The sequence below is a fragment of the Pseudoalteromonas sp. SG41-2 genome (assembly GCF_014164535.1).
Lineage (GTDB): Bacteria > Pseudomonadota > Gammaproteobacteria > Enterobacterales > Alteromonadaceae > Pseudoalteromonas > Pseudoalteromonas rhizosphaerae.
Map to the genome: position 1 here is coordinate 52,082 of NZ_JACJFK010000004.1, position 26,760 is coordinate 78,841.

General features: G+C 40.7%; 25 protein-coding genes. 11 read left to right on the plus strand and 14 right to left on the minus strand.

Annotated features, from left to right (window positions below; genetic code table 11):
- The first annotated feature begins 175 nt into the window (after window positions 1-175).
- On the plus strand, window positions 176-1,333 hold the full coding sequence (locus H5186_RS04250) for a benzoate/H(+) symporter BenE family transporter (RefSeq protein ID WP_182717321.1): 1,158 nt from the start codon (window positions 176-178) through the stop codon (window positions 1,331-1,333).
- A gap of 158 nt (window positions 1,334-1,491) precedes the next feature.
- Here H5186_RS04250 and H5186_RS04255 read toward each other — a convergent pair whose 3' ends face one another.
- The 7 genes from H5186_RS04255 to H5186_RS04285 form a co-directional block, all read right to left on the minus strand.
- Window positions 1,492-2,535, minus strand: coding sequence for a DUF2955 domain-containing protein (locus H5186_RS04255; protein WP_182761148.1), 1,044 nt, complete (start codon window positions 2,533-2,535; stop codon window positions 1,492-1,494).
- Window positions 2,536-2,547: 12 nt separating this feature from the next.
- Window positions 2,548-3,609: an HlyD family secretion protein gene (locus H5186_RS04260; RefSeq protein ID WP_149980335.1), complete on the minus strand. Its 1,062-nt coding sequence runs from the start codon at window positions 3,607-3,609 to the stop codon at window positions 2,548-2,550.
- Between the two features lie 3 nt (window positions 3,610-3,612).
- Entirely contained in the window at window positions 3,613-4,089 is a 477-nt protein-coding gene (locus H5186_RS04265) for a MarR family winged helix-turn-helix transcriptional regulator (RefSeq protein WP_182717320.1), read from the minus strand.
- Between the two features lie 220 nt (window positions 4,090-4,309).
- Window positions 4,310-4,783 carry a TlpA disulfide reductase family protein gene (locus tag H5186_RS04270; RefSeq protein ID WP_179959137.1) on the minus strand — a complete coding sequence of 158 codons (474 nt, stop codon included), beginning with the start codon at window positions 4,781-4,783 and terminating at the stop codon, window positions 4,310-4,312.
- Between the two features lie 283 nt (window positions 4,784-5,066).
- A complete protein-coding gene (locus H5186_RS04275; RefSeq protein ID WP_182761146.1) occupies window positions 5,067-5,951 on the minus strand; it encodes a spermidine synthase in 885 nt (294 codons plus the stop codon).
- Complete coding sequence (locus H5186_RS04280) at window positions 5,944-6,564, minus strand: fused MFS/spermidine synthase (RefSeq protein WP_145238924.1); 621 nt, start codon at window positions 6,562-6,564, stop codon at window positions 5,944-5,946. The genes H5186_RS04275 and H5186_RS04280 overlap by 8 nt, the downstream gene beginning before the upstream one ends.
- Window positions 6,565-6,926: 362 nt before the next feature.
- Complete coding sequence (locus H5186_RS04285) at window positions 6,927-9,008, minus strand: TonB-dependent hemoglobin/transferrin/lactoferrin family receptor (protein WP_182739339.1); 2,082 nt, start codon at window positions 9,006-9,008, stop codon at window positions 6,927-6,929.
- Window positions 9,009-9,150: 142 nt separating this feature from the next.
- Between H5186_RS04285 and H5186_RS04290 the strand changes: the two genes are divergently transcribed.
- The 4 genes from H5186_RS04290 to H5186_RS04305 are packed head-to-tail and all read left to right on the plus strand — an operon-like array spanning window position 9,151 to window position 12,525.
- On the plus strand, window positions 9,151-9,960 hold the full coding sequence (locus tag H5186_RS04290) for a hemin ABC transporter substrate-binding protein (protein ID WP_182717316.1): 810 nt from the start codon (window positions 9,151-9,153) through the stop codon (window positions 9,958-9,960).
- Window positions 9,957-11,003: an iron ABC transporter permease gene (locus tag H5186_RS04295; RefSeq protein WP_145238934.1), complete on the plus strand. Its 1,047-nt coding sequence runs from the start codon at window positions 9,957-9,959 to the stop codon at window positions 11,001-11,003. Before H5186_RS04290 ends, H5186_RS04295 begins: the two co-directional genes overlap by 4 nt.
- Window positions 11,003-11,794: a heme ABC transporter ATP-binding protein gene (locus H5186_RS04300; protein ID WP_259398440.1), complete on the plus strand. Its 792-nt coding sequence runs from the start codon at window positions 11,003-11,005 to the stop codon at window positions 11,792-11,794. Before H5186_RS04295 ends, H5186_RS04300 begins: the two co-directional genes overlap by 1 nt.
- Window positions 11,791-12,525 (plus strand): HugZ family protein, encoded by a 735-nt coding sequence (locus tag H5186_RS04305; RefSeq protein ID WP_182717315.1) that lies wholly within the window; start codon window positions 11,791-11,793, stop codon window positions 12,523-12,525. Before H5186_RS04300 ends, H5186_RS04305 begins: the two co-directional genes overlap by 4 nt.
- A gap of 126 nt (window positions 12,526-12,651) precedes the next feature.
- Here the strand turns inward: H5186_RS04305 and H5186_RS04310 are convergent, their stop codons facing one another.
- On the minus strand, window positions 12,652-13,152 hold the full coding sequence (locus H5186_RS04310; protein WP_149980329.1) for a lactoylglutathione lyase family protein: 501 nt from the start codon (window positions 13,150-13,152) through the stop codon (window positions 12,652-12,654).
- A 103-nt stretch (window positions 13,153-13,255) separates the two neighbouring features.
- On the opposite strand from H5186_RS04310, the gene H5186_RS04315 reads away from it, so the two are divergent.
- From H5186_RS04315 to H5186_RS04330, 4 genes are all read left to right on the plus strand, one after another.
- Window positions 13,256-14,125, plus strand: a complete 870-nt coding sequence (locus tag H5186_RS04315) for a LysR family transcriptional regulator (RefSeq protein ID WP_182717314.1) — start codon at window positions 13,256-13,258, stop codon at window positions 14,123-14,125.
- Between the two features lie 142 nt (window positions 14,126-14,267).
- On the plus strand, window positions 14,268-14,717 hold the full coding sequence (locus H5186_RS04320) for a GyrI-like domain-containing protein (RefSeq protein ID WP_145238947.1): 450 nt from the start codon (window positions 14,268-14,270) through the stop codon (window positions 14,715-14,717).
- 407 nt (window positions 14,718-15,124) lie between these two features.
- Complete coding sequence (locus tag H5186_RS04325; protein WP_149980327.1) at window positions 15,125-15,334, plus strand: cold-shock protein; 210 nt, start codon at window positions 15,125-15,127, stop codon at window positions 15,332-15,334.
- Between the two features lie 185 nt (window positions 15,335-15,519).
- Window positions 15,520-15,729 carry a cold-shock protein gene (locus H5186_RS04330; RefSeq protein ID WP_016706518.1) on the plus strand — a complete coding sequence of 70 codons (210 nt, stop codon included), beginning with the start codon at window positions 15,520-15,522 and terminating at the stop codon, window positions 15,727-15,729.
- A gap of 80 nt (window positions 15,730-15,809) precedes the next feature.
- Here H5186_RS04330 and H5186_RS04335 read toward each other — a convergent pair whose 3' ends face one another.
- Genes H5186_RS04335 through H5186_RS04350 form a run of 4 tightly spaced genes read right to left on the minus strand, consistent with a single transcriptional unit; the run spans window position 15,810 to window position 18,616 of the window.
- Window positions 15,810-16,631 (minus strand): alpha/beta hydrolase-fold protein, encoded by an 822-nt coding sequence (locus H5186_RS04335; protein ID WP_310736215.1) that lies wholly within the window; start codon window positions 16,629-16,631, stop codon window positions 15,810-15,812.
- A 36-nt stretch (window positions 16,632-16,667) separates the two neighbouring features.
- The gene (locus H5186_RS04340) at window positions 16,668-17,309 is read right to left on the minus strand and encodes a glutathione S-transferase family protein (protein WP_182717312.1); all 642 of its coding nucleotides are present in this window, start codon (window positions 17,307-17,309) and stop codon (window positions 16,668-16,670) included.
- Between the two features lie 11 nt (window positions 17,310-17,320).
- A complete protein-coding gene (locus tag H5186_RS04345; protein WP_182717311.1) occupies window positions 17,321-17,959 on the minus strand; it encodes a glutathione S-transferase family protein in 639 nt (212 codons plus the stop codon).
- A 36-nt stretch (window positions 17,960-17,995) separates the two neighbouring features.
- Window positions 17,996-18,616 carry a MarC family protein gene (locus tag H5186_RS04350; RefSeq protein WP_149980324.1) on the minus strand — a complete coding sequence of 207 codons (621 nt, stop codon included), beginning with the start codon at window positions 18,614-18,616 and terminating at the stop codon, window positions 17,996-17,998.
- 414 nt (window positions 18,617-19,030) lie between these two features.
- On the opposite strand from H5186_RS04350, the gene katG reads away from it, so the two are divergent.
- A complete protein-coding gene (gene katG, locus H5186_RS04355) occupies window positions 19,031-21,208 on the plus strand; it encodes a catalase/peroxidase HPI (RefSeq protein ID WP_182784039.1) in 2,178 nt (725 codons plus the stop codon).
- Window positions 21,209-21,296: 88 nt separating this feature from the next.
- Here the strand turns inward: katG and H5186_RS04360 are convergent, their stop codons facing one another.
- Together H5186_RS04360 and H5186_RS04365 are read right to left on the minus strand one after the other, a co-directional pair.
- On the minus strand, window positions 21,297-23,123 hold the full coding sequence (locus H5186_RS04360; protein ID WP_182794162.1) for a metallophosphoesterase: 1,827 nt from the start codon (window positions 23,121-23,123) through the stop codon (window positions 21,297-21,299).
- Between the two features lie 79 nt (window positions 23,124-23,202).
- Entirely contained in the window at window positions 23,203-25,971 is a 2,769-nt protein-coding gene (locus tag H5186_RS04365) for a TonB-dependent receptor (protein ID WP_259400279.1), read from the minus strand.
- A gap of 212 nt (window positions 25,972-26,183) precedes the next feature.
- Here H5186_RS04365 and H5186_RS04370 point away from each other — a divergent pair, with 212 nt between their 5' ends.
- Window positions 26,184-26,726, plus strand: coding sequence for an RNA polymerase sigma factor (locus H5186_RS04370; RefSeq protein WP_182739334.1), 543 nt, complete (start codon window positions 26,184-26,186; stop codon window positions 26,724-26,726).
- Window positions 26,727-26,760 lie beyond the last annotated feature (34 nt).

Below are 26,760 nucleotides of genomic sequence, written 5' to 3' on the forward strand. Positions count from 1 at the left end.
CTGTTACACCGTCGCCATTACAAATCTAACACTTTATCACTACCTCAGAACATCAATACTTTCTCCAACCAGTAAGACCTTAGTCATAAGTAACCTTGAAAGATAAACACGCCCTAGCATCAAAGTAATATTTGTGTATAAATAGAACGATTGAATTCAACGATTTAGGAACCACATGCAACTATCAAATCAACTATTAAACCGTTTAACTGCGGGCTTAGTTGCGGTGATCATCGGTTTTACCAGCTCTATCGCACTTATTTACCAAGTCGTTATTGTGCTAGGTGGCACAGCGGAGCTCGTTGCAAGTTGGGTACTTATGTTAGGTCTTGCGATGGGTGTCACTTCAATTGGCTTATCGTACTACTATAAAATCCCAATTTTAATTGCCTGGTCAACAACCGGTGCCGCTTTACTCATTACCAGTGCCCAAGGTTATAGTTTAAATCAAGCTGTAGGCGCATTTATGTTCAGTGCTTTACTGGTATTTATATCAGGGATCACAGGCTGGTTTGAAAAAATAATGCAACGTATCCCGAGTCAAATTGCTTGTGCAATGCTTGGCGGTGTTTTAGTGACTTTTGGCATAGATGTATTTAACTTTATGGGTGAAAAACCATTGCTAATTGGTGCGATGGTGCTGGTTTATTTAGTCTGTAAGCGTTTAATGCCACGTTTTTCAATGCTTATAGTACTGATTGCCGGATTTGTAATGGCAGGCGTTACAGGACAAATAGATACCAGCAGTTGGCAATGGAAAATGAGCGAGTTTGCGTTTATCGCTCCTGAATTTAATTTACAAGCGATGATCAGCGTAGGTATTCCGCTTTATATCGTCACTATGACTTCACAAAACTTGCCAGGCATTGCAGTGTTAAAAGCACATAATTACCCAGCCCCCATCTCTGCAGCGCTCAATGTCACTGGTTTTAGTAATATCCTTATTGCCCCCTTTGGTGGTTATGCCATTAATTTAGCAGCTATTACTGCGGCAATTTGCATGAGTGAAGATGCCGACAGCGACCCTAAAAAGCGTTACTGGGCAAGTATCGCGGGCGGTGGCTTTTATATCCTGATGGCGATTGGAGCAGCGACTCTAGTGGGTTTGGTGGCAAGTTTGCCACAAGCACTTATTTTAGCCTTGGCGGGGATTGCTTTATTCACCACCATTGCCTCGAGCTTACAGCAAGCTTTGTCTGATAGTTACTATACTGAAGCGGCAATGATCACTTTTTTGGTCACCGCCTCTGATCTTACTTTATTTTCTATTGGCTCGGCATTTTGGGGGATATTGTTAGGCGCGCTGACTTTATGGTTGATCCCGCGAAAATAACACTCGCAATAAATCAGCTTAACGCATCGTTGAGTAGCGATTGTGTTAATTAGTGGTTTATAAACTCACGCCTAAAGTGATCATTATTTAAACACAGTTAGTATAACAAAGTAATAACCGCCCTAGTGCATAAGGAACTGACTAAGGCGGTTATTATATTAGTCGAAAGTATGATGACGGGTGACACTAAACCGGTTAAGAATATGATGCATAATATACACCGCACATAAACTCACGATTATCGCAACCGATACAGACGAAAACCGATAAAGCGCACTGTAAACCAAGTCTTGCCCAGGTCCGAGAGACTGACCAAATAAAATTCCAAATGTGGTAATAACCCCAAATCCAACACCAGGGATACCGCCACCTAAAATATGATAACGGCTAAATATAAAGGTTAAAACCCACAAGATCAGCGCCGGAAAAATCAGAATATCGGTGTGATTATACAAAAACAGCTGCGATACTAACGCTAAATTACAACCAATTAATGTGCCAATTGCTCGTTGCCAACCAGCCATGCCAGCGGCTTTCCAGCACAATGGAAACAAAATTAAGATCGATGCCGCTTGTGCTGAAATTGAATCTTGTAAATCAAATACCTGAAAAATCACAAACGACAGTGTAGCAACCGTAGCGCACAACAGTACTTCGTGGCGAATACTCTCTTTTGCTTTTGTTGGCATCACCCGACCTTGGCGTGGTGCAACATCAGGAAATACAAAGTGCATTAATACCGCCGCTAACACGGTCACTACGACTGCTAAACCATTGCTGATGATCAACGGATAAATACTTGTGCCATTACCAACATAACTAGAAAAGTGCAGTTGAATAGATAAACTAACGACACTTAAAGCACCAAACAAAAAGTTAGCACCGCAGCTCATTTGATAAAACAAAAATGCAAACGCTAAAAAGCACAGCAAGGTCATCGCCACTGGTAAATGAGAAAATAACCCCTGTACTATTAATACAAATAACCCACTAAATGCCGCGCTGGCAAAAAACTGACGAATGATATGTGCATTTAAAATCGGCACTAATCCTAATATCAACATAGGATAAACGGTGAAGAAAATACCATTTGGCCAATTCATCAATTTACATAAACTAAATCCCAACGCGCTGCCGCCAGCGATACGCAACGCTTGCCGAAGGCCATTCTGGTCTAGTTTTACAGGGACTGATGCAGACATAATAAAGCCTTATTAGTAAATGTAATGCAGTAAACTGATAAAGCGAATTTGCATGACACCAAACCATTGCCCAATTACTGACTCAGGCAGTAGCTGCACTGTTGCACGTGCACCACTAGGTAGTTTACTTAATAGCTGTGCTTGCTCTAAATCAATGTGAATACGTTGGCGCTGCGCATCACGAACCCAGCGATTACTGCTTTCAGTACTGCTTAATAAGCCATTAGCATTGAGCTGCCCATTACTTACGCCAGCTTCAAAAGAGTTCACTGTAGCAGCAAATACTTGGCCTGGCAGAGCATCAAACGTTACTTTTGCTTTGCTGCCCACTTTAATATTAACTAACGACTTTTCACGAAAATCAGCCACTAAATCAGCTTTATTGGCCACAACAGCTAACATCGGTTGACCTTTATTAGCAAATGTTCCGGTGCTTACTTGCAAGTTTGCGACTTTACCATCAGCATCAGCAGTCACTATGCTGTATGATAAATTGAGTTTCGCTTGTGCCAGTTGGTTTTGCGCATGGCGTAATGCTAGGTTGTCTTCGCCTAATTGCCCACGTGCCAGTTTTGCCTCGGTTAACTGTGCTTCAATAGCTGCGACATTCGCTTTACTTGATTGATAATTAGCGCTAATTGTTTCGTACTCTTGCTCCGATATAGACCGTTTTTTCAATAACGATTCACTGCGATCAAATAACAACTGTTGCTCATGCAGCTTGGCATTTCCAGCGGCTAGCTGAGCCTGTATCGCTTTAACACTGCTGTCTAAGCGCTGGTTTTGCAACTGCGCATCAGCATAAGCCAGTTGTGCTTGCTCTAGTGCTAATTTAAAAGGAGCTGCTTCTATTAAAAATAGCGCTTCACCCGTTTTAATCGCTTGATTATTATTCACCAATACTTGGTTCACGCGGCCACTCACTTGTGGCGTTACTTGCACTACAGGGTGATATACGCGCGCTTGCGGAGTAACCGGTAAAAACATATCGGCAACGACAAAGTAAGCGAACAATAAAATAAACCCAACTAATGATATTTTTACATAGCGGGCAAATTTTTGATCCGGTGTCATGAATTATTTCTCTCCAGAAAAGTGGCTAATACAACGTCGAGCATTGGCTTCCATTTGCACTAAACCATAGGCCATAGTATCAAGCTGCTGCGTTGTAAGTTCTGCATAAAGTTGTGTTTTAACCTCAGCCATAATATCTCTGAGCGCATCTAATAATAGTAATCCTTGCTCAGTAAAATAGATTTTACGACTACGTTTATCATCGCTATCAATGCGACGAACAATAATCGCTTGTTGCTCTAACTGTTTAATTGTTCGCGTTAGCGAAGGCATTTCAATCCCCAAACTGCTAGCCAGTTCTTGTTGTGTAACACCTTGTTTTAAATGATGGATATGGATCATCGCAGTCCAACGAGATTGTGTTAACCCTAAAGGCTCAACAGCGAGAGTAACGGCATCGCGACAGAGTCGGAAAACGCGCCCCATGCTACCGCATAAACTTAAATCTAAAGTTTCATGAAAAGGAGGTGATGAAATCATAATAGTACCTAGTTACTTAGCATGCTAACTAGTTTAACATTACTTAGCATGCTAAGTAAATATTGAAACGCTCTAAAAAAATAACGGCAAAGAGGGCTTTAAAAACGATTTAATATCACTGTGTTGAGCAAATTAGCGAATAATCCAATGGGGGAGGAATTGTGAACCAAGTAACATTATAAGGAGGCTATTTTATTAATTTTTTCATCGTTACCTCTTCTTAAGGCTGAACGGCTAATAACTGAGTTATTTCTTGCTCATATTGCGCTTTTTTACTGTTCTTAAAGCCAATATGGCGATATTTTATTTTGCCATCACGGCCGTACACATAACTACTTGGCATACCGAGTAAATCGAATTGTTTGCCTATTAGTGCATCAGGATCATAAATAATAGGAAAATCAGCGGGAGTGTGTGCTAAAAAATCAACCGCATCTTGATGCTCAACATCTAAGTTAACTGCCAACACCGTAAAGCCTTGCGATTGGTATTTTGTTTGCATTTCATTAAGCCAAGGAAAAGACTTACGACAAGGTGTACACCACGAAGCCCAAAAATCTAAGAATATCACTTGGCCTTTAAGCTCTGCTAACTTATCGGTTAGTTGTTGCTGACTGGAGATAACTGGAACAACGGTTTCTTTACTTAACACTGGCGCACTCGCCATAGCAGTAAAAAGTGCCGTCACAAGCATAAACCGTGATACAGACCGAGAAATAATCACCACTTTTTAAGCCCCTAAAAATAATTAGTTTAACAATAGCAGGCAATTCTTAAGAAATACTTAAGACAAGCCTAACTATAACTTTCGCTCAAAGCACACTATCTATCAGTGCAGCAGCAGGAACCTTAAACTAATCTATGAGGGAAGACTCTATTAGAAATTTAATCGGGTATTAACTTAAAAAGGGGGAATTAGCAGTTAGCTTTGATGGCCAGCAAGCTGGCCTAAGTGTAGTAACAAATGGCCGTAAACTTTAGAAATTGAGTAAGTTTGCGGGTGAGTACTGATCAGTGAGTACTTTTGTATCGCTAGGCCAGTCTTTATTATCTTTGGTCGAAATCATCCCTTCGCTCACCGCTTTGATATCAACGCGATAGGGGGCTAATAACGGGGTTAGCTTTTCTATTCGCTGTGCTAGCTGCACAGGACTTGGAAATTTATTAAAGCCAGCTAAAATAATTCGATTACTATTTTTCTCAGTGCTCACATTAATAAAGTCACCAAATACCGCTTCATAAGTGGCAGATTCATGCTCATAAAGTTTGCTTGATGAAAAGGTATTTGCCGCTACTACGCCACCATCAGCCAGTACACTTTTCACTTCCGCAAAAAACTCTTTAGTAAGTAAATGCTCAGGGATGTAATCACCATTAAATGCATCAAGAATAATCCAGTCATACTTGGCTTGTTGGATTGCTGCGCGTTTAATAAAAATACGCCCATCTTGTACTTTCGAAGTAACTTTATCGTTCTCTTTAAAAGCAAAATAATCACGCGCCACTTTTATAACTGCGGGATCAATTTCAACATTTTCAATCATTGCGTCAGGATATAGCTCGCTGATCACATTTGATAAGGTGCCGCCGCCAAGCCCGATAATGAGTACATTTTTTGGATTGTCTATCAGTAGTAAACTAGCAAAAGTGAGTTTGGTATAATTAAACACTAGCTTTTGTGGGTTGCTTTTATATATGCAACTTTGACTGCTTTTACGGGCTTTTTCGTCAAACTTTAAACAGCGTAAATCGCCGGTCTCTTCAACTAAAATATTACGATAAAGCGACCGCTCTTGATGGATCACCTTAGCTTGGCTGCTAAACCCAATTAACAGTAAGCTCACGAGCAAATACTTAAACATTGTGTTTCTCCTTGTTAGCTAATTGATTTACGCCAATTGCCAATAAACCTAATAGCCCTAATGTCGTCGCGAAACCCAAAATAATGGTATTCACATCAAACGCTAGCACCATGTAAAACGAGGTAATAATAGTCCCTAAGGCACTGCCTAAGGTGCTGACAAAATACAAGCCGCCAGCGACTTGGCCGCTGTGCTCGCTATCGGTCACTAATAAACGCACAGAGTAAGGCGAAATCATGCCTAAAATAATAGTAGGGACAAAAAACAACGCTGTAGAGGCCAATAACGAGCCATAACGGCTGTCTTCTATGTGAGAGAAAATATACGCCATAATTGGCTGGGCAAATAATGCAATGGGCAGCACCATAATACTGGCAACTAAAAATATTAAACCGTATTTGGTTAACGAAGGCTGGCGAATTGAAAGCTTTCCTCCCAATAAATAGCCAAACGATAAGCTGAGCATAAACACAGTAATAATACTGCCCCAAATATGCACACTACTACCAAAAAAAGGCGCTAAAATTCGCCCGCCAAGTAGTTCTATTCCCATAATACTAAAGCCGCTACTAAAGGCTAAAAAATAAATTAAAGCATTGGTTTTTAAAGTCATGTAATTATCATTTTGTAACTTATTTGAAGCACTATACTAACGTGATGTAAACATAGCCGCCAGTGTAATAATTAATCGAGCTAACATAACTCAAAGCTACTTTTATAAACCAAGACAGTCTCACTTTAGTTATGGGGCAACATAAAGTCAGCCATCATAGAATAGGGATTAATTTCGCTAGCCTGCAAAGTATTAATGCGCCAAATATGATGCATGTTGTTTAGCAACTGTTAACCCCCTTTACAGTCTTTATTAACTTTAAAACCACGACTCTTTTTACATCATCTAGGCAAAGACTCAATGAATAAGTAAAAAAGTAGTAAGTTTAAAACGCTGCACTTACGCGCAGCGTTGATTACGTTTTAAAACTGATAACTTACGCGGGCAGAAAAGTTACGCCCGGGCTGAGTATATTGGCTAAAATCAGCCCCCTGAGATTGCCCTGCAATCAGTTCAAAGGGTACATATTTTTTATCTAGCAGGTTAATTACGCCCACATTTAGCTGCCATGTTTGCCATTCATAACTTGCGTATAAATCCACAATACCGTAACCATATCCTTGCGTTGTTTTATCACCACTTGCATCTCGCACTACATCAGACTGTGATTTAGCAAAGCGCCATGCTGCGGTCCAATCAATATCGCCAAGTGCTGTTGTTAACTGTATTGAACCGTTAAATGGACTGATACTGGTTAACGGCTCGTCTGTTTCTTTGTTTTCGCCTTCAACATATGCAACATTTGCCTCAACTAAAACATTATCGCTTACATGCATCAACACGCTCGCTTCAACTCCGCTGATCTGTGTTTCACTAATATTTTGGTATTGGTAAAAAGTTTTATTTACATTCGGTATGAACGTTGGCTCAACACCTGCAATTGCAACATCGATAAAGTCATCATAAGCGGCGTAAAATGCACTTAAAGTAACGTTGATATCATTACCAGAAAAGCGCATGCCAAGCTCATATGAGTCGCTGCTTTCGGGTGCTAAATCTGCGTTTGGTAATATTTGATAAAATGGTTCAACACCATGGCTTTGATACGCTTGATCATGCGGGGGAATTTTAAAACCACGTACATATTGCCCATACCAAGATAAATTATCATTAACTTGATAAATCATCCCAAGTTTTGGTGAAAACGCAGATTCGGTAATGTCATCAAGCTCAGCATCGCTATAAAGCTCATCATCTTTAGCTGCTAATGAATAATAATCAAAGCGTACACCTGCAATCAAAGACCACGCGCTATTTGCAAATTTAATATTGTCTTGCATAAAAACGCCCACTAAAGAGGTATCAGCGCCAGGAAAAGCTTTTTGTTTTTGATCTGTAAAATCGACTGTTCCATCAGCCAATAAGCGTGTTTTATAACGTGGACGTGTTGTATCGTATATATCTACGTCAGCACCATAAACAAAATTGTGGGTCGCATCTTGTAAGGTTATTTTTTTATTAAATACAGCCCTTAACCCTAAAATATCTTGTTCAAAGCCATAGTTGTTGTAATCGGTATGCGCTGCTGTAGCACTAATTTGATCACTTTGCTGCTCATAACGACTAAACGATACTTGCCAATGCCATTGATCAAACGCTGCTGTGGCCGCTTTTGAGTCGTAATCCAGTGCTAGCGACCAATTAGTATTTTCGTCTTTAGTTTCTTGGCTCGCTTTGGTGATTACTTGTTCAGTAGTTTGATTAAAATAATCTAAGGTGTATTTTAACGTGCGCTTTTCATCAAGTTGCTGCTCTAGTTTAACCAATAACGAATCTGATTTAGCATCATAACCAGGTAGGTTTTCAGTAAAGTTTTGTACTTCTTCGTTATCTCGGTGGCTATAAACGGCACTAACACCTAAATCTCCCAAATTTTTAGCCGCAGTAATATCTACCGACATTTGATTACTCTGACCTTGATATCCAAGCGCCACTTGAGCAAAACTATTTTCGTTTAATAAATAATCGCTCGGATCTTTAGTGGTGATAACCACAATACCACCCAGTGCATCTGAACCATACAATGAAGACGCGGCTCCCTTGGCGACTTCAACTTGCTTTATCCCAGCGACATCAAAATAGCTACGACCAACCAAATAGCCATCTCCGCCAGCATAACCATCGTTAGTTCGACGGCCATCTTTAATAAACACCACGCGGTTACCACCGACTCCTCTAATTGAAAGCGTTTGAGCCGCAGAGCCACTGCCCGTGCTTGATATACTGGGGTCATAACGAAACATTGTTTGTAAATCAACAGCCAATTTACGTTCTATGTCTTGCCCTGTAATCACAGTTACAGAGCCTGTTACGTCTTCAAGTTTTTGTTCAAACCGAGAACCGCTGACAACAATATGCTCACCAATTATCTCCTCGGCAATGGCAGAGCCCGAACCAAGTAGTAACGTTGCTAAAGCAGTAAGTTGAAAAGAAGGAAAATTCACATTAACTCCAAATGATAATTGTTGTTATTTAGTAGGAAAGGGATGTTACAACTAACTAAAAACAAGATCAATTATTTATGATAATCATTTTCATTTGCATTTAGTTGAGTATAATAATCGAAAATAATAATTGGAGTTTTTTATGAGATACCTTTTTATATTGATTTTATTGACTGTTCACCCCCTAAGCGCGCAGGAGCGTATAGTGAGTGCTGGCGGTACATTAACTGAAATTATTTTTGCCTTAGATAAGCAAAATACCCTTGTCGCGGTGGATCAATCGAGCCTATATCCAAAACAAGCGACACAGCTCGATCAAATTGGTTATTACCGTGATTTAGCCGCAGAAGGTGTACTTTCGGTGCGCCCAACTAAACTCTTAGCACTTGAAGGAGCAGGACGAGCACAAGCGCTTGCACAAATAGAAGCCACTGGTGTAGAGCTTATCCACTATAAAAAACCCAACTCAATTAATGACTTACTAAATCTTGTTAAACGCCTTGGTAAAGACTTAAATGCGAACGACAAAGCCCAAGTGCTCGTAGCCCAAATAAAAAATTCATTGCCTCCAAAAGCGAGCAACGAAACACACAGCGCTTTATTTTTACTCTCAGCTAATGAGCGCGGGCTTGTTGCTGCGGGCACTGACACGGTTGCTGACTTATTACTTGATTATGCTGGAGTCACTAATTTAGGCGCTACGCACAAAGGTTTTAAAGTAATAAATAACGAAGTACTTGCCGTAAAACAGCCCGATTTTTTAATCGCACCAGCTCATGTTGTTTATAGCCTTGGCGGTAAAGAGGCTTTTTGTAATCAACCAACACTGCGCTTATTAACAGCTGCAAAGCAGTGCCGATTATTGGTGATGGATAGCCTGCTATCACTGGGAATGTCGCCGCGCATAGCCACGGGTATTAAAGAATTAAGCGACTATAAAGCGACCTTATGAACACATTAACTTTGAGCCGTTTTAAGCCTGTTTCTATAACTGCAAACCAAAAGTGGATGCTGCTAATTACTGTGTGTATTTTTGCTCTAGCACTACTGAGCATCGGATATGGCCCCGCAGGCTGGGATTGGCGTTTAGCCATCGCATGGATTGCCCCAGAGTATTTTAATCAATTTGATGCGCTGCAAATCAATGTGGTCACGCAAATACGTCTACCTCGATTTGTACTAGCTGTATTGGTTGGCTTAGTGCTTGCCCAAACTGGCGCTGCAACGCAAGCTTTGTGTCGTAATCCTTTGGCTGATCCATCAATTATTGGTATTAGCGCAGGCGCAGCCATGGTCGCGGTCGCCTTTATAGCATTTAGCGCCCAGTTTAATTTTAATGCTCAATACTATTTACCTTATGCCGCATTTTTAGGGGCATTGTTAGTGACCTCTTTAGTGTATTTAATTGCTAAGCAGCATAGGCAGGTCAATATAACCACACTAATTTTAGTGGGGGTTGCGATCAATTCTTTATCCTTTGCTGTTATTGGCTTATTAAGCTATTTCGCTGACGATAGTGCGCTTAGATTAATTAACTACTGGACGATGGGCTCATTAGGTGGTGCCAATTGGGATGCCATAACTCAAGCAACACCATTATTGCTACTGAGTATTCTTGGTCTGTGGCGACTCAAAGAACCGATGAACTTACTATTGATTGGCGAGTCTCAAGCACAGTATTTAGGTGTCAACACAGACAAGCTTAAACTGTATGTAATTATACTCGTGGCATTAGGTGTTGGTGCCGTTGTAGCACTTACTGGCTTGATAGGTTTTGTTGGCTTAGTTGTGCCACACATTGCCCGTTTAATGGTTGGCCCGCATTTACGTAAAATGTTACCGCTGTGCATGTTATTAGGCGTTGTTGTGCTGCTGCTTTCTGACTGGTTAGCACGTTTAGTTGTTATGCCTGCAGAGTTACCCATTGGTATTATTACCGCGCTACTTGGCGCACCTTTGTTTATTTATCTGATCATTAAAACTAAGCGAGGGTAATGATGATTACTTTTAATAACCTAACTGTTGGTTTTGGCAATCACAGTGTTTTAAAAAACATAAGTGGGCACATTGCAAAAGCTCAACTAGTAGCACTGATAGGCGAAAATGGCGCAGGAAAATCAACACTGCTGCATGCTTTAGCCGGGCATTATGACTTTAAAGGCGAAGTACGGTTTAATAATTATCCTCTGAGTACATTGTCTCAAGCACACTTAGCCACTCAACGAGCAGTAATGATGCAAAGCAATCTTGTTGGCTTTGATTTTAGTGTATTTGAGCTCATTGCAATGGGACGCTACCCCTATGCCGAGTCTGTTAAAATGCAAGCTGAAAAAGTCCACAAGTATGCCGCACTCATGGACTTAACCCAGTACTTATCCCGCCGTGTCAGTAAGCTTTCAGGCGGTGAGCAACAGCGCGTTCATATGGCGCGTACTTTGGCTCAATTAGATGCTTTTTCTACTCATACCAAGCCTAAATTGATGCTGCTTGATGAACCTACATCAGCACTAGATATGCGCCATCAACATGCTTTATTGAGTTGTGTTAAAGCATTTGTAGAGCAGGGCAACAGTGCCATTATAGCCATTCACGATTTAAATTTGGCCAGCCTTTACGCAACCGACGCTATTTTATTACACGATCAAAAAGTACTCGATAGCGGGCCAATAAACACAGTACTTACAGAATCTAATTTACAACAAATGTACGCCATGAAACTGCATGTTAATTCTCATCCATATAACAATGCACCCATGGTTTTTTCTCAACGTCAGGAGTTTTCATGAGAGAGCAAGCATTAAGCGATGCACAAAAGCTGGTTTTTAAAACCCATGCTGGTGTTATGTCGACTATTTCTTACAACTTAAGAGGTTATCCGTTTGGTTCGGTAACCCCTTATATGTGTGATGAGCAAGGCCGCATCTACTTTTTTATTAGCGATATAGCCCAACACACTAAAAACTTAAAGCACGATTCTCGAATGAGCTTAACTATTTTTGATGCCGCTGACCGTGGCGACCAAAACGAGCATGGCCGAGTCACATTGGTGGGCGATGGTTGTGAAGTTGCAGGCCCTCAGGCCGAAATACTGCTTAACAAATACATAGCGTTATACCCAGAAGCTGACAGTTATCGGAACGCCCACGACTTTAAATTATGGCAATTAGATGTTGTGCGAGTTCGCTTTATTGGCGGCTTTGGGAAAATATTTTGGCTTGAAAAAGATGAGTGGCAAAGCGCTGCTAAAAGCTGGGACGAAGATCAAGAACAAAGCATGATCACCCACATGAATGAAGATCATCAAAATGCAATGGCGCTAATATTAGCTCAGCATTATTGCGTATCAGATAATGCACCGGTTATGAGTGGCATACTGCCACAGGGGTTTTATATTCAAAGCCAACAACGTAATTATTTTATTAGCTTTGAAAACGTGTGCGAGACACCACAAGCAGTGCGAAAAGCGCTTGTTGCCTTAACCACAAATGCTCGCAATAGCATAGAAGAGCCAGCATAAGAAAACAAATGAATCACATGTCTGGTTATAACGCTTAGCACTACTAACCCAGTAGTGCATTTTCGGTATCAGAGGCCGCAGTAACTAAGCTGCGGCTGTTACAATTTAACACTGATGCCAATTAATTTAGTATGCACCTGCGCTGTAAATAAGCTCATAACTGTGGCTGTAAATCTCGAGAATGTTACCAAACGGGTCTTCCATGTAGATCATGCGATACGGTTTTTCACCTGGGTAGTAGTAACGGGGTGCTTCCATACGCTTTTTACCGCCAGCTTCAACAATACGCTCAGCAAGGCCTTCTACATCTGGATCTTGAACACAAAAATGGAATATACCGGTTTTCCAGTATTCAAAGTTGTCAGCTGGGTTTTCTTGATTTTTAAACTCAAAAATTTCTACACCAATACGATCACCCGTTGAAAGGTGCGCTATTTTAAATTTTTCCCATTGTTCACCAAATACTTCAGTACACATTTCGCCTATTGGGCTTTTGTCTTCGGTAATTAAAGTCGGCTCCATAATGGTGTACCAACCCATTACTTTGGTGTAAAACTCAACGGCTTTTTCAACATCGGGGACCGAAATTCCAATGTGCGAAAAACTACGTGGATAGGTATGACTCATAATAATGCTCCTGTTTAACTATGCTTAGTTGATGGAGTTAGTTTACGAACCGACCTGTATTAAGTAAAATTATCATTAATCATAATTTTGAGTACGTTTTATAATGATAAATCCTACATGGCTACATACCTTTTGCACCTTGGTGGAAGTAAATCACTTTACCCAAACTGCAGAACGCCTTTATATGACCCAGTCAGGCGTAAGCCAACACATTAAAAAGTTAGAGCAGCAGGTTAATTGCGCATTGCTTGAACGCCATGGCAAGCAGTTTACCCTTACCGCACAAGGGCAAGGCTTATATCAAAAAGGAAGTCAGTTACTAAAAGAGTGGCAGTTTTTAGAGCAACAACTGCATGACGACTCACCCTACAGTGGCAATATAAAGATTCAATCACCAGGCAGTTGCGGGCTTAAGTTTTATAATCAATTACTTGATTTACAAGGGCAACATAAAGCACTCACTATTGATTATCGCTTTGCCCCAAACGAAAGCGTGGAACAGGCCGTTGCTAATCACAATGCTGATATTGGTTTTTTAACTCAAGCCCCAACACTCAGCGAGGTTACCAGCCATAAAATCGGCCAAGATGCACTATTATTAATTACACCAATCGATTACCAAACTCCAAGCTGGCAAAACTTATGCGAACTTGGCTTCATTGCTCACCCTGATGCAAAGCATCATGCGCAATTATTATTAAGCGAAAACTACGCGGAATTTGAACACCTTGAGCAAATAAAGCGCTCTGGTTTTTCAAACCAAATTAATTTAATTCTTGAACCTGTCAGCCTTGGTCTAGGTTTTACTGTGCTACCAGCACATGCTGTGAGTGCATTTAGTAAACCACAGTTGATTAACGTCCATCCATTACAGCACCCGATCAGCGAATCTATTTATGTGTGTTATCACCGTAATCGGCCTTTGGCAAAACGAATGAGTAAAGTGATCGAGGTGATCAAAGCTGGGCTGTAACTGTTTGCAAAAAAGTGAAGTCGTTGCAACAAAAGGTTTAATCACCAACAAAAAATAAACCTTTTTTATAGCGTATTTATTAAATACTTCATGCTTTTTCTGTTAAGTTAATACTGAGTATTAATGCTAAAGGATAGTCTCAATGGAAGTAAAACAGCTAGCAAGTAAGACCTTAACCGGCTTAAAAGTAAGAACATGCAATGCCAATGAAATGAATACTGGCACAGCAAAGATAGCTGAGCTTTGGCAAAAATTTGGCGAAAAATATACCTCAAAACTCACAAAAGACAGTAAAGTCTTTGGTGTTTACACTAACTACGAGAGCGATGTGACCGGTGATTTTGATGTCATTGCCTGTAGCGATGAGCAATCAATTAACCTTCGTGATTCAGTAACAGTTACAACGCACGCAGGGAGTTATTTAGTCTTTAGTGGCGAAGGCGAAATGCCCGACGCTATAATTGATTTATGGGGTGAAATTTGGCAATACTTTAGCTCAGATGATTGTCGTTACACTCGTACTTATACCAGCGACTATGAATATTATAAAACCGCAACTGAAGTAGAAATAGCGATCGCAATTGCTGAATAAATAAGGAGTCTGTCGCTGTTCAAATGAGCGCTGAGTTCCTTTTTTTCGTGGGGGGGAGTGTGGGATTTCGCACTTCCCCAATTAAAAATAAGTCTACACTCCATACCTAGATCACTTTAACAAAGCGAATGCAGAGACGGTAAGCATGGCTACGACTGTTCTTATTTAATCAATATATGTTCACAAAATTAACTTGGCTTTAAAAAGAAAAGTAAATAAAGCTTGTTATATGGTTTAAGTTACTGTTATCCTGCTCTGCATCGGGTTGATAGAAAGCCCTGTTTATTTGTAAGTACCACGTTGTTATTAGTAATAATCCTTCGCGCTATCCTCAGTTAAATGCTTGTTTTCTTCCTGTTAAATTGCCTACATTAAGGCGAACTTTTATAAATTCTTAGGATTCTATTATGTCTACTACAACAACTGGTTCAGTAAAATGGTTTAACGAAGCTAAAGGTTTTGGTTTTATTGAACAAGAGTCAGGCCCTGACGTTTTTGCTCATTTCAGCGCAATCTCAAGCGATGGCTTTAAGACTCTAGCTGAAGGCCAACGTGTACAGTTTACTGTTACTCAAGGTCAAAAAGGCCCGCAAGCTGAAAATATCGTTTGCATCTAATTTTTAATTAATGGGTTAGTGATAACCCGTTAATGCACTATAAGTTTGAAAGAAATTCTGTTTATTTGTACGTACCACGTTGTTATTAGTAATAATTCATCGCGTTATCCTCAGTTAAATACTTGTTTTTTCAGCTAAACCGCCTGATTTTAGGCACACTTTTATTAATATCTAGGATATCTATTATGTCTACTACTACAACTGGTACAGTTAAATTTTTCAACGAAGCTAAAGGTTTTGGTTTTATCGAGCAAGAGTCAGGTCCTGACGTTTTCGCTCATTTCAGCGCTATCAGCGGTGACGGCTTCAAAACTCTAGCTGAAGGCCAACGTGTACAGTTTACTGTTACTCAAGGTCAAAAAGGCCCACAAGCTGAAAACATCGTTTGTATCTAAACGATTGTTTTAGTTAATACGTTTTAACGTATTAAAAGCCCACTGATATTAATTTATCAGTGGGCTTTTTAATGTCTGCGCTATTTTGCATAAAGCCAATCTAAACCTTGGATCAGCGTGGTTGGAAATGCCGTCGCATGTTTTGCGCCATCTATTATAGAAAACTGCAATTGCACCTGCTGATCATTACTTTGCCGTATTTTGTCAGCAAGCTTGTTCGCTCCCGTTACCATATCTTGCCCTTCGCCAAATTCAGGTGTCTCTTTACTACCTACCGATAAGTAAACCCTAACGTTTTGCTTAGCTTTAGTAATCGGCTGAGATAGTATGCTCTCATTATCAAACCACACCGACGGGCTACCGATAATGTAACTTTCAAACATATTAGGCTGAGTAAAAAGCACATAAGCGGCAAATAAACCGCCAAGAGAATTTCCCACTAAAGTACGTTGCTTTGGCTTTATTCGGTAGTTAGCTTTCATATGTTCAAACACCACATCAGCTATAAAATCGATATGTTGCGCGGCTTTACCGGTCTCTAACTGCCAATCTTTGGCTTTACTTGGGGTGAAATCACGTATTCGGCTTGATGAGCCTTTAGATCCTTGCGAATAACCAATGGCAACGAGTATTGCTTCATCCATTTTACCGCTGTTCATAGGAAAACGTGTCGCTCCCGATGCCACTTGAAACGCATACGAGCCATCGAGCAAGTAAACAACAGGGTATGTTTTATCCTTATTTCGACTGTAGCTTCGCGGGAGCTTTATAAATACTGGATAGCTCACCTTGCTTTGCTGATCGATAAGTTTAACCACCGAGCTTCTGGGTATTTCAAATGCCTGTTCGGCCGCGCTACTAAAAGTGATAAGTAGCATCGCAGCTAATAATAAATATTTCACTATAATCCTTGTTTAGTTAAAAGCGTTAAAACAAAATTAAAAGTCTTCACGCCCTTGGAGCTCAGTAAAATCACTCATAATCCATTTTAGATAGCCAGCTCTGGTTTTTAGTAATTCAAACCACTGAGTCACTCGCTCCGGCAATGTTATTGCTAACCCCTGAGATGTTAGGCGATGTAAAATGGCTCCCACACAAATATCAGCCAGGGTCATTTTACCACCGGCAAGATAGGGGGCATGACTTAGCTGTTGTTCAATTATCTGTAAGCATTGCTCGCACTCTTGTATGTCCCGTGTGATTTGCTCCATACAACGGTTTTTTTGCGTTTTACGGTAATAGCCCCAAAATGTGGCCATAAAAGCAGGTTGAAAAATCACCTGTGACCAATCCATCCAGCGCTCATATAACGAACGCTGATAGGGCGATGCATAATACCAATCTGTAGTGCCATAACTTGCCGCCAAATAGCGTAGTACACTGTGCGACTCCCAAATAACATTATCGCCATCCACAAGTACCGGCACTTTTTGCAACGGGTTCAATGCTAAAAAGTCATCACTATCAAGGCCGCCAAAACGACCACCCACTTCAATATGCTGATAACTCATGCCCAGCTCATCCAGAAACCAGAGTACTTTTTGTACGTTAAACGAGGTTGTTCTTCCATAAACTTTCATTGTAATTCCTATTATTGATAATCAACCAAACTGAGATTTTCTTTTTTACACACGTTAATAATCGACTCTCGCTTAGCTAAGCGACGTAAATACTTGTTGAGGTACTCAAAAGAAAGCGGTGGTTGTTTTAGTTCATCCGCCCATATCGCAAGCATAAACAAGTAAAAATCGCAGATGCTAAGTTGCTCACCAACTAAGAATGTTTGATTTTCCAGCTGGGCATCCAGTAAAGCAAATATGTCGGCAATTCGCTTTTCTTGTGCAGCGACAATGGCACTGATATGACTGCTATCGATACTATGGCGCTGCGGATAAAAGTAGACCATGAGCTCAGCTTGCAAGGTATTCGTTAGATACATCATCCATTGCAAGCACGCAGCTCGATTGTGCTCACCTATTTGCGGAATAAGCATCTTAGCAGGATGTGCTTCAGCAAGATGAATACAGATAGCGGCACTTTCAAAAACGACTTGTTGAGCGTCCAATAATGTAGGTATTCGCCCTGCGGGGTTCAAGGATAAATAACTGGCTGCTTTATGAGCCTCGTTTTTTCTATCCACTAAAATTAATTCAAAATCAGTTTGCAGTTCTTCGAGGATAAAGTGCGGCGCCATACTGGCGTTGAGCGGGTAATAAAATAGTTTGTACACAATAAGTCCTTGTTACACTTTAATATCAACCATACATTAAACTACCACCGATTTATAATACTCTGTAAACCCTGTGAGTATATTTGTTGTAGCAATTGCCGATAAAATTAGCCCCATCACACGGCTAATAACGCTGGCGCCACTACTGCCAATCACTTTACTGATATAGCCCGATAACAGCATTAATATATAAACCACAAGCAAAACAGATAGCATAACTAACGCTGTTTGCAGTTGTTCCCAAATACTAAAAATAGCGTTTTCTGTTAACAATACAGCCGTTAAAATAGCGCCAGGACTGGCAATCGAGGGAACAGCTATCGGATAAATAGCGGTTTCTTTATCCGATTTAACAAGCAGCTTGAGTTCTTCTTCGGGTTTGCTATCACCAAATATCATACTCAATGCAAATAAAAATAAAACAATTCCCCCTGAAATTTGAAACGCAGGTAAGGGAATAGATAAGGCTTTTAAGATTATTTCGCCAATCACGACAAAAAATATCAGCACTGCGGCCGAAGCCAATGTAGCCATTAGTGCAATGCGCCGTTTCGTTTTTGCATCGTACTTTTCGGTCACGGCAACAAATACTGGCACCGTGCCTATGGGGTCAATAACAGCAAAAAAAGTAATAAAAACAGCAATAAAGTCAATCATGCATTTTCCACCCTATTTTAATAGCTGTTTAGAAAGTAACATTTTAATTTAAACAATTGGATTAATTTTAAATATTTATAAGCAAACTGCCACAGTTGATTAGCGCGCTATATTTATAGCTTAAGTACTGATGTTAATTTTCAAAAGGGCCCATCACGAAAAAGGGTTTTGCATGGCTGTAGCTAACTTACTTTAGGCAACTGCATCTAATTAATAGATGGCTGCAATCGTTTTAAAGTATTGATCTAGATCTAGTTTTTAATCGTTAATATTCTATATTGGTACAAGGGATGAACTTCAACAAGGTTTATCAATCAAAGTATTACATTCAGTAGCAAGTTAATTGTTATGAACTAAGCTTTTCAACATAGCGATTTATAGACCGAGTTTTATATTCCGATAAAGGAGCTAAAAATGAGCAATTCAGGTGCGGGTAAATGCCCAATCATGCATGGTAGCAATACACAATCGTCTAATTCCAATACTGATTGGTGGCCAAAGGCCTTAAATTTAGACATTCTTCATCAACACGATACTAAACCTAATCCCTATGGCGATGACTTTAATTACGCTGAAGAATTTAAAAAATTAGATCTTGAAGCCGTTAAAACCGATTTAAAAAATCTGATGACACAAAGCCAAGATTGGTGGCCTGCCGATTGGGGTCATTATGGTGGCTTGATGATCCGTATGGCGTGGCACTCAGCAGGATCATACCGTTTAGCTGATGGCCGTGGTGGTGGCGGTACAGGTAACCAACGCTTTGCTCCTTTGAACTCATGGCCTGATAACGCTAACCTTGATAAAGCACGTCGCTTACTTTGGCCTATCAAGAAAAAATACGGTAATAAGTTATCGTGGGGCGATTTAATTATTTTAGCCGGCAATATGGCTTATGAATCAATGGGCTTAAAAACCTTTGGTTTTGCCGGCGGGCGTGAAGACATTTGGCATCCAGAAAAAGACGTCTATTGGGGCGCGGAGAAGCAATGGCTTGCGCCAAGTGATGAACGTTACGACAACGTAGCAAAACCAGACACCATGGAAAACCCGTTAGCTGCAGTACAAATGGGGTTAATTTACGTAAACCCTGAAGGCGTAAACGGCCAACCAGATCCACTCAAAACTGCGGCACAAGTACGCGAAACTTTTGCTCGCATGGCGATGGATGACGAAGAAACAGCAGCGCTCACGGTGGGCGGCCATACGGTGGGTAAAACCCATGGCAATGGCAGCGAAGAGAATCTTAGCCCAGAGCCTGAAGCCGCAGATGTATTTGAGCAAGGCCTAGGTTGGAACAACCATAAAACGCGCGGGATAGGCCGCGATACTATGACATCAGGCATTGAAGGTGCGTGGACAACTCACCCAACTAAATGGGATAACGGTTATTGCTATCTACTGTTAAATTACGAATGGGAGCTTACCAAAAGTCCAGCGGGTGCAAACCAATGGGAACCGGTAAACATTAAAGAGGAAGATAAACCTGTTGATGTTGAAGATCCATCAATTCGCTTAAACCCGATTATGACCGATGCCGATATGGCAATGAAGATGGACCCAAGCTATCGCAAAATTATTGAACGTTTTTATAATGATTTTGACTATTTCACTGATGTGTTTGCACGGGCTTGGTTTAAACTCACTCACCGTGACTTAGGCCCTAAATCTCGCTATTTAGGTGCAGATATACCAAGCGAAGATTTGATCTGGCAAGATCCCATCCCAAGCGTAGATTACACATTATCTGATGCTGAAATTAGCGAACTTAAAGACAAACTGCTAAATGCAGGCATTAGCGCCAGTGACTTGATCAGCACTGCATGGGATAGCGCCCGTACTTATCGTGGCTCTGATCACCGTGGTGGTGCCAACGGTGCACGCATTCGCTTAAACCCGCAAAAAGATTGGCAAGGTAACGAGCCTGAAAAACTTGCTAAGGTGTTAACGGCCCTTGAAACAGTACAAGCAAGTTTAAGCAAACCGGTGAGTTTAGCGGACTTAATTGTACTTGGCGGTACAGCAGCCGTTGAGCAGGCAGCAAAAGCTGCGGGTGTCGATATCACCGTACCATTTGCAGCAGGTCGCGGCGATGCGAGCGACGACATGACCGATGCAGAGTCGTTTGATGTATTAGAACCAATTCATGATGGCTTTAGAAACTGGCAGAAAAAAGATTATGCTGTTTCAGCCGAGGAGCTACTTTTAGAGCGAGCACAACTGATGGGGTTAACAGCCCCTGAAATGACAGTACTACTTGGTGGGATGCGTGTACTAGGCACTAACCACAGTGGCAGCCAGCATGGTGTATTCACCGATAATGTAGGCACATTAAGCAATGATTTTTTTGTTAACCTAACCGATATGAACTATCGCTGGGAACCGGCAAGTAAAAGCACGTATAACATTGTTGAGCGCAGCTCCGGTAATACAAAATGGACCGCGACCCGCGTAGATTTAGTGTTTGGCTCTAACTCTATTTTACGAGCCCTTGCTGAATTTTATGCGCAAGACGATAACAAACAGCGCTTTGTACAAGACTTCGTTAATGCATGGGTGAAAGTAATGAACGCAGACCGCTTTGATATTTAATTAGAGCAAAAAAACAGTTTATAACTTAAGCGCGAGAGTTAATATTCTCGCGCTTTTTTATGCTTGTTTAACTTGATAACAGAATTACTTAATTATCTTTGCAGTCATGCAGTGATGTCTTTTTTGACATATCAATGATTAGACATTGATCAGGTAGCGCATTGCTAAGATTACTATAAATAGAGAAAGCTTGCGTAAGTGCTATTTTTAGCTGACAAAGAGTCCCGTCATTATTACTTTTTCTAGCCAATTTATTTTTACATTCAGCCGTGCTATTTAATAATTCTCTCATAGTTTGGTAAGTCTGTTGTGTGGACTCACTTATATCAGTGAAAGCCAGTGAGCCGGCATTACGCACTAAATAAAAATCAGCAATAAAATCCAGCACTGTTTTAGTCTGCAATTGTTGCTGTTGTACTTTTGATAGCCCACTGTCATCACTCAGTAAGGAAATAACCTCTAATAACGACATTTTCTGTACTTTATCGCGAAAGTCCGCGGGCCACTCACGAGGGATAAATCGCCACCTCGCCAATGCTTGTAAGTGTTGCTTACTAAAACTTTGATAGTTCTTAGCCGTTAAAATACGTTTATCCCATACTTGTGCAGGCGCATTCTTTTGTAAATAGTCATGCTCTGTTTGGTAAGCGCTAAATAACGTATCAAAATGAGGCACATCATCAATCGTTATTGTATCGACTTTAGCGAGTTGGTTATTGAGAGTAACTAATTTGTAAGCAGGCCGATAAGCCGCTATCGAAGGGGCTTGTATATTAAATAATGTATTATGCTCAGTTTCAATAATTGCAGTGTCATTCATGTGCATATGGCCACCAATATGCAGCTTTAAACCTGTTTCTGCTAACAACTTACGGGTATTAAGTTCAGGCTCTCGAGCTAGCTGAAATGCAGACTCACCAAACAAAGATTTAATCGACTGCGTTTGGCCATCGTAAAACTCCCCCATCGGAAAATGACTAAACGCAACTAAGGTTTTATGTTGCTCTTTCGCGCGTTTAACAACATTGGTGATCCATTTCATCAAATAAGGTTTTTCAGTCAATACTTTGTTATAACCCGCATTGCCAGATCCTTGAAACACTAACGTGCCATTTTTAAACTCAGGAACATACACATTCGCATCAATTGCCAATAGCCAAAGCCCAGTGACAGGCTCTACTAAGTAGCTGGTATCGGGGACTTGTTTACAACGTGCTTTATTATTCTTCGCGCATTGCGAATAACTACGTTCAACCAGCGATACCTGCTCACCAAATGGCGTTTCCCAGAGTAAGTCGCGGCTATCTGGCTGCAAACCAAACGGTGCCATTATCTCTACAAGCTCTTGATAACCAGCATGCGCGATTTTATCGCTGCATACTAATGAGTGATTATCTTTAGCTACATGTTCACAACGAGGATGATCGGTTGAATAAATACCAATTTGCTGACCTTTAGAACCCAAAAAGTCTGATTTTCCGCCGGCGGTTTTAAATGGCCGAACCGGATCATGATTACCTGGAATAGCAAAAAAACGCATACCGTACTTTTTTGCATAATCGTCTAGTATCGTTTTTAAACCATTAAGATGCACAGGTTGGCCATCATCAGTAAAATCCCCAGGCAGGGCAACTAGCTTTACGCCTTTAGCGGCAATATCATCAAGGGTGGCGATTAACGCAAAGTAGTTTTCATTAAATAAGCGAGTTGAATGAATTTGCGCCTGCATGCTACGGATGCTCACCGCATCCTTTGCTTTATCGACTGGTATGCCCGCAAACCCCGCATCAGAAAAGTCCCCATAAATATCGTGAAAGTGAATGTCGGGAACAAAGGCTATTTGGGTGTTTGTAGCCGGCGCAGCAAAAAGCGGTGTACAGCTCAAAAAAATGAGCAATGAAATGAGAAACTTCATTTTAAATATCCTGTGACTGGAACACTTTAAACAAAAAAACCGGAAGCAAAATGCTTCCGGTTATTAGCTTTATAATATATTAAAATATTGCGCGAACACCTAATGCAAAGCGTCTTCCAGAGAACTCATACATTGATGGGAAAGCTGGATCTAATGTATATCCTTTAGTCGCTTCATCGGTAATATTAATGCCCTCTAATGTGAATTTTACTGAATCATTAATGCTGTAACCAAATGAGACATCTGTTTGACCATACGCATCACGATAAACTGGATACATATCACGCTCAATGTACTCTACGTATTTGTCTTTATAGTTATATGAAATACGCGCATCAAAGCTTTCATTTTCATAATAAAAAGTCAGGTTGTAGGTTTCATCTGCAAGCCCCTCTGGCGGGGTAGGGATACCTAAGTCAGATGCACCCGTTAAGGAGTTATTTAATGTCGTGTAGTTAGCATTGACACCAAAACCTTCTAACATGCTACTAAAACGAGCAAATGGAATTTGTGCAATAAACTCAACACCACTAACATCATACGAGCCTTCGGCATTCACTTTTTGATAAACATCAAAATCATAAACACCGTCAACAGTACCATTATCATTGTACTTAGTTACGCCATTAACAACACCAGTGAGTGATTCACGTACGACGCCTTCAATTTCTTTTTCAAAGTAAGAAACCGCTAATAAGCCGCCATCTTCTAAATACCACTCCAAGCCCAGTTCCCATTGATCAGCATAGGTTGGTTTTAAATCAGGGTTACCATCGCGATATTTAAACTCACTTAAGCTCACTGTACGTTTATAAGCGATATCCGTTAATGATGGACGCATAAGCGTTTGTGATGCCGCAGCACGTAAAACTAAGTCATTATTAAGCTCAAGGGTAAAGTTAATACTTGGCAGTACTTCAGTGTAACCACCACTTTTAGAGACTGGTGTTGACGTATAAGATGTTGAGCCATCATCATTTTGTACTTGGTGATAACCTGATGAATCAACTTTAGTATCAATATAACGCACACCGGTATTCAAGGTTGCGGGCATATCGCCAATATCAAAAGCAAAATCAGCCATTGCATAAATAGCCGTGGTTTTTTCTTCTACTTGATAATATTGGTCTGGTTCGAAATCAACACCAAAGCCTTCATATCTAAGTTGGTTACGAGCATAACGATTAGAAATTTGACTCCAACCTTGCTTAGAAGACACCTCAGACAAGTACTCACCACCATTAACAAGATCTGAAATACTGCTAAGCTGGCTGTCAGCAAGGGTACGCGTGCCGACCCAAGACGAGTCGCCCGCTGATGGGCCCGTTACGCGGTTTGTACCGTAGTCGCGTTGTTTTGACTTATCTGTATAACGAGCACCAAACTGTACTTTACTTAACGCAGGGAAAAACTCTAAATTTAACTGACGTGAAAAATCCAATTGCGCTGCGTATTTATCATCAGAAATAGCCTCAAGGTTTACTTCGTTATAATCAAATAAATAAGCCTCTGGTGAGTTATACATATCAAAGGTATCTGGGTTATCACTTGGGATAGTTTCTGCGCCGGTACTGGTATAACGAGAACGTGTTGCACGATAAGCCGTGTGCTTTAAGTTGGTCGTCTCGGTTGTTTTATCTGCGCCACTGTAGCCGATTAAACCATACACATCCCACTCACCCACTAACCAGTCCATCGCAATGCTAAATTGCTGATAGTCAGTATCACTGCTGTTTTCTTTACTTAAAAATTCGTGTTGAGTAGCCGCATAGTCAACGTCGGTTAGAACAGTGATACCGTAATCACCTAGCGTAGAGCTATCATATTGATTAATGCGTTCTAAAGAGCTAACACTTGATGCGGCATAAGCGGATGCATCATATTCGTCTTCATGATCATCAAAATTACCCAGTAAGCCATCAAAGGTTAAGCTAAATTCGCTGCTAGGTTTATATTGTAATGATAGTGTTGCACCCCATTTTTCTTGCTCTGTTAAGTATGAACGATCGCCTACTTTATTTAAAAACACCACGCGGCTTGTTTCATCACTATCAAAGCGATCATTAATTGTTATACCGGTATCACGCTCTAATACGTCCGCAGCTTGGTCAGATTGCCATTGCGATGAGCCTTTCTTTTCTAAAAATCGAGAAAGGGGGCGAAAATCGATCCCTGAATTACTATCAGTACGATTAGTCCGTTGAGAGAATGCAAACGAGGCAAGTGCCCCCCAATCACCAAATGTATCACTGGCTAAAAAGGTTAGTTTAGGATCTGATTTTTCTGATATTTCGTTATAAGCCCCTTCGACCGATGCCACTAACTTACGGCCGTCATAATCAAATGGTCTTGCTGTTGTGATTGCGACTGAACCTGCAATACCGCCTTCTTCATCCGCAGCCGTTGATGATTTTTTTACAGTAACACTTTGAATAATTTCAGAGGCAAACATATCAAATTCAACATCACGTCCGCCACTGCCCGATGCCGTAGCAAGATTATTGATTGATACGAACGTAAATTCACTCGGTAAACTACGTACATTCACCTTTTGACCTAAGCCCTTATTACGCTCAATAGTCACCCCTGGCATACGCTGTAGCGCTTCGGCTAAGTTTTGCTCAGGAAAATCCGCAATATCTGAAGCGACTATCGAATCAGAAAAGCCAATATTACTACGTTTTAAATCAATCGCTTGCTCTAAGCTTTTAATATAACTACCGGTTACGACGATTTGCTCCATCGCTTGATCTTCTTTTTCAGTTTCTTGTGCATAGCTTGGTGCTACAAATAACGAGCTAAGTGCTAATGCTAACGGTGATAGAGTAAAAATTCGCTTAGTCATCATGTTGGTCCTGTTGTATGTATTACGACTTTAAATTGATTTCGCTTCTAATGACGGTGCAAAAATTTAATAGGGGACGTATTTATTTGATGAAGTTTTTATGTCGGTTTTGCGACAGCGCGCTCATAAAAATGTCATCAAATGATCACATCAATATCCACTTTTTTGCTCTAGTATGGCGCCTAATTAAAGGAAAATGCTGTAAATACAATAAAATGATATCGCAAACACAACCGCCTCTATCGCTTGCAAGCAAGCAAAGTCAATCTCATCGACCATTGGTTAAATGTTTTATTGCGAATCAAGATGCATTAAAAAGTTTCTTTCGTCGGGCGGTTGGTGAACAAGCCGATGCGGACGATTTATTTCAAAAATTGTTGCTCAAAGCATTAAAAATAGAATGTACCGATCATATTGATAACCCACTAGCGTATGGTTATCGGATGGCACATCATTTAGTGATTGACCATCACAAAGAGCAAAGTAAATATCCCGAGTGCCTAGAGCATGAGCCATTAAGTACAGAGCTTTCCCTTGAAAACTTACTCGACCATGAGCAACGACTGCGTTTATATCAACAGGTACTCACACAAATGCCTGCGCTACGTCGTGATGTGTTTACTCGAAGGCGGTTACATGGCGAAAGCCGCCAACAAATAGCGCAAAGCTTAGGGTTATCAGAAGAAGCGGTAAAAAAGCATATTTCCCGCGCGATGGATATGCTCAAAGACGCAATCAGCGAATTTATTGCCGACTAAGTGTCCCCTTAATGAACGTTAAGTCGTTATATCA